We start from the raw sequence: 2,862 nt of genomic DNA on the forward strand, positions 1-2,862 counted from the left end.
AACGACAGACAATCGAACTCCGGCGCTTGCAGCACCGAAAACTCGCCGCATAAAGTCAACCAAGGGGCGAGGCCGAAACTCCGCTAAATCTCCATGCCCATTGCGCCAAATGTCCTGACGACGGACAAATTGCAGCATTTCTAGGATTTCGATCCTAGCGAAATACGCTCTCGTCTACCTCGCATTGTGAAGCGAAAGCAAACGCTGCCGGAGCCGCACCGACTGAGGCCTTTGAATAGGTGTTCAAAACAGTTCCATCGAAAAAAACGGTGTCCATGTAAGACACTTCTTCGAATAGGTAGGAAACACTAATTTGATCATAGCGAGAATTCGTGATCATGGCATTGATCTGATGGTTTCCATATTGCACGAAAGCGCGTCCAGCGTCATGATCTATTAAGTAGATTGCTTTATTATAAGAAATATTGGTCTCAGATACTTTGAAGATGTTGCCGCCGATTTCACGATGATACATCACTCCCGACCACTTGGCCTCGGGACAGATGGCCAGAAGCTGCGGAGATGCGTGCGCAGTGCTTACGATGCCTATATAGCCAGCAATAAGCGCAGTTGTCCGTGACTTCCGCATGTCTCACCCCTCACGTTGAGCCAACAATATGCATGAGGGAAAGACAATGGCAAAAACTGACGTGACATGTTCTTCAGCGCATGGTCCTTTACGGGCGAAAGTACCGGCGGTTGCGGACCGGAGAACGATAGGGCTAAGGCACCTCCCATTCTCGGGCCGAACGATGTGCGTCGGCGATCTGGCTGGGCCGGCTAGGCTGTGAAGAACTGATCTCGGTCGATTGCAGGAAATCGCCGAACCAACCAAAGTTGAATTCCTTCGGAGAACCATTCGACCGGCCTGCCGCGCACCACAGCGGCGGGCATTGAAGAAAGTTCTCTGTGGTGAAAAAGCATGTGACGACACGCGAGGCCGCCGATAGGGCTGGCGTGTCCCTTCAGGCGGTGGCGAAGTGGCGCCGTCGCTTCCCCTCCTTGACGATCGGCCACGATGGCGGCGCCTTCATTCTCGACGCTGATATTGTCGACCAGATTATCGCCGCGCGCGGGATTTTCGGCCGCCTGTCGGGAGGTCGAGCATGATCGGCCCTCGACGCCGGGCCGCTCCCGGCGAGCCGCAAGCTCTTCTCGATCGCGTCGCCCTCTATGGCCACGAAGAAAACCGCTGCACCCTTTGGCCATTTTCGAAGAGTGCTGATGGCTATGGCACTGTCCGGTACGGCGGCCGGCATACGCACGCCCACGTCGTTATCTGCGAAAAGGTGCATGGTCCTCGACCGTCGCCCAAGCACATCGTGACCCATCGATGCGGGAACGGGCAGCACGGCTGCATCACGCCGTCACATGTCCGATGGGGGACGCACCACCAAAATGCGGCCGATCGCAAGGCACATGGGCGACCGAGGGCGCGGCTGACGGAAGACGAAGTCCGCGCAATCCGCGGGTTTGCTCCGAAGTGGCATTTTGCGGCCATCGCTGCATTTTTTGGTGTTAGCGGAAGCACCGTTTCCAGCATCGTTAGGCGGGTGACGTGGAAGTGGGTGGTTTGATCTTCTCGCGCTCAAAGCCACCCAACGCTGAAGACAACTGGCATCGCAAATCTATTCATCTGAATTTGTCTCTTTGCTGGTGTGCACTTTTCGTCGGAAGTCGCTTGAGAGGTATCCATATGCTTCGTCGTCCAGCCTCTGGAACTCTGCATTTACTATGTCGCGTCCGTCCACGATCTGCGACAAGCGCGGTCGTTCAAGCCGCGGAAGCGCAACCCCAAGCGCAGTTTCACAATCGCCGGCCGTATTGTTTCTGACGATCTCAAAATACTCATCTGTCGCGAAGTTAAGGTTCAGTTGATTGATGCGGCATCGATGAGCATCGAGCGGAACGGCGTCAATTTGATCGTTTTCCCAGCGGGTGATTTCATAGATTTCATCGGCAATGTTACCGACATGATAGGACTGCACCCATGAATTCTCGTCAGGAATTGTCAATGCTATCTGTCTATAGTCGCATGTGTTGGTGGAACGAGTGCACTCGATCACTACATGGTTTACCGGGTACGCAATTTTCTCGTCGAGGATTTTAACTGTGCCTTTTACGGAAGCCCAGTTTTGGTTGATGATCCCCCCGAACTCGAAGGGAAAGAAACTGACATGCGTGAGGTTTCGACGGGAGGCGCGATAGCTGAGCGTATGCAGTTGGCTTACCGTCAGTTCGGCGGTCGGTTCCTCGCCCAGATCGGTCTGAAAGGCTTTTTTAGCGCCGTTGTAGTCGGCCAATCCATTGTACATCAGCGCATTAAGGTTGGCTTGGATGACAACATCGCCCACTTGTGACGCTGCAAGATTGGCTGCGCCGATATACATCATCGGAACCGAGCTAGAGCGTTCCTCTTGGGGCAAACTAAGAAGTTCGTGAGGAAGGTAATCGCGGTATCGCGCAACGGCCCCATCGTCTGCGTATGCAAGCCCGCATTCTGCGAATGCGACTACGAACATCATTGACCTAATCATTGTAGTGCCTCCCAAACGCAGAGCGTTTCCCAGATCGCGTCTTTGGTCAACCACGAGGCCCCTTGCATAGTCCCGACAAAGGCGCAGTTTTGTTCGCGCTTATGTAGAGCGTAAAAATGTCAGTTAGGGACAGAGTTGGGGATGAAAGGCGTATTCGCCCTCGAAATCAATATTTATCAAACCCTTAAGAAATGGAGATGGCGGGCCGCGACCGATAATGATGAGCACTACATTTGCGCCATAGTCCTACGATTTGGTAAGCGCCGAGGATATCACTCGGTGGCCGGCCCTCCTTTCGACCTAATTTTCGGGCATGGTCGTTGAG

General features: G+C 53.9%; 4 protein-coding genes. 2 read left to right on the forward strand and 2 right to left on the reverse strand.

Going from position 1 to position 2,862, the window contains the following annotated elements; all coding sequences use genetic code 11:
• Positions 1–154 precede the first annotated feature (154 nt).
• A complete protein-coding gene (locus GTK01_RS20805) occupies positions 155–589 on the reverse strand; it encodes a hypothetical protein (protein WP_252929756.1) in 435 nt (144 codons plus the stop codon).
• Between the two features lie 335 nt (positions 590–924).
• On the opposite strand from GTK01_RS20805, the gene GTK01_RS20810 reads away from it, so the two are divergent.
• Both GTK01_RS20810 and GTK01_RS21165 read left to right on the forward strand, forming a co-directional pair.
• Positions 925–1,110, forward strand: a complete 186-nt coding sequence (locus GTK01_RS20810; RefSeq protein WP_252929759.1) for a hypothetical protein — start codon at positions 925–927, stop codon at positions 1,108–1,110.
• Positions 1,107–1,577, forward strand: coding sequence for an HNH endonuclease (locus GTK01_RS21165; protein WP_371924447.1), 471 nt, complete (start codon positions 1,107–1,109; stop codon positions 1,575–1,577). The genes GTK01_RS20810 and GTK01_RS21165 overlap by 4 nt, the downstream gene beginning before the upstream one ends.
• Positions 1,578–1,628: 51 nt before the next feature.
• Here GTK01_RS21165 and GTK01_RS20815 read toward each other — a convergent pair whose 3' ends face one another.
• Positions 1,629–2,390: a hypothetical protein gene (locus tag GTK01_RS20815; protein ID WP_252929760.1), complete on the reverse strand. Its 762-nt coding sequence runs from the start codon at positions 2,388–2,390 to the stop codon at positions 1,629–1,631.
• Positions 2,391–2,862: the final 472 nt, after the last annotated feature.

This window comes from Aliihoeflea sp. 40Bstr573, from assembly GCF_024105655.1.
Lineage (GTDB): Bacteria > Pseudomonadota > Alphaproteobacteria > Rhizobiales > Rhizobiaceae > Aliihoeflea.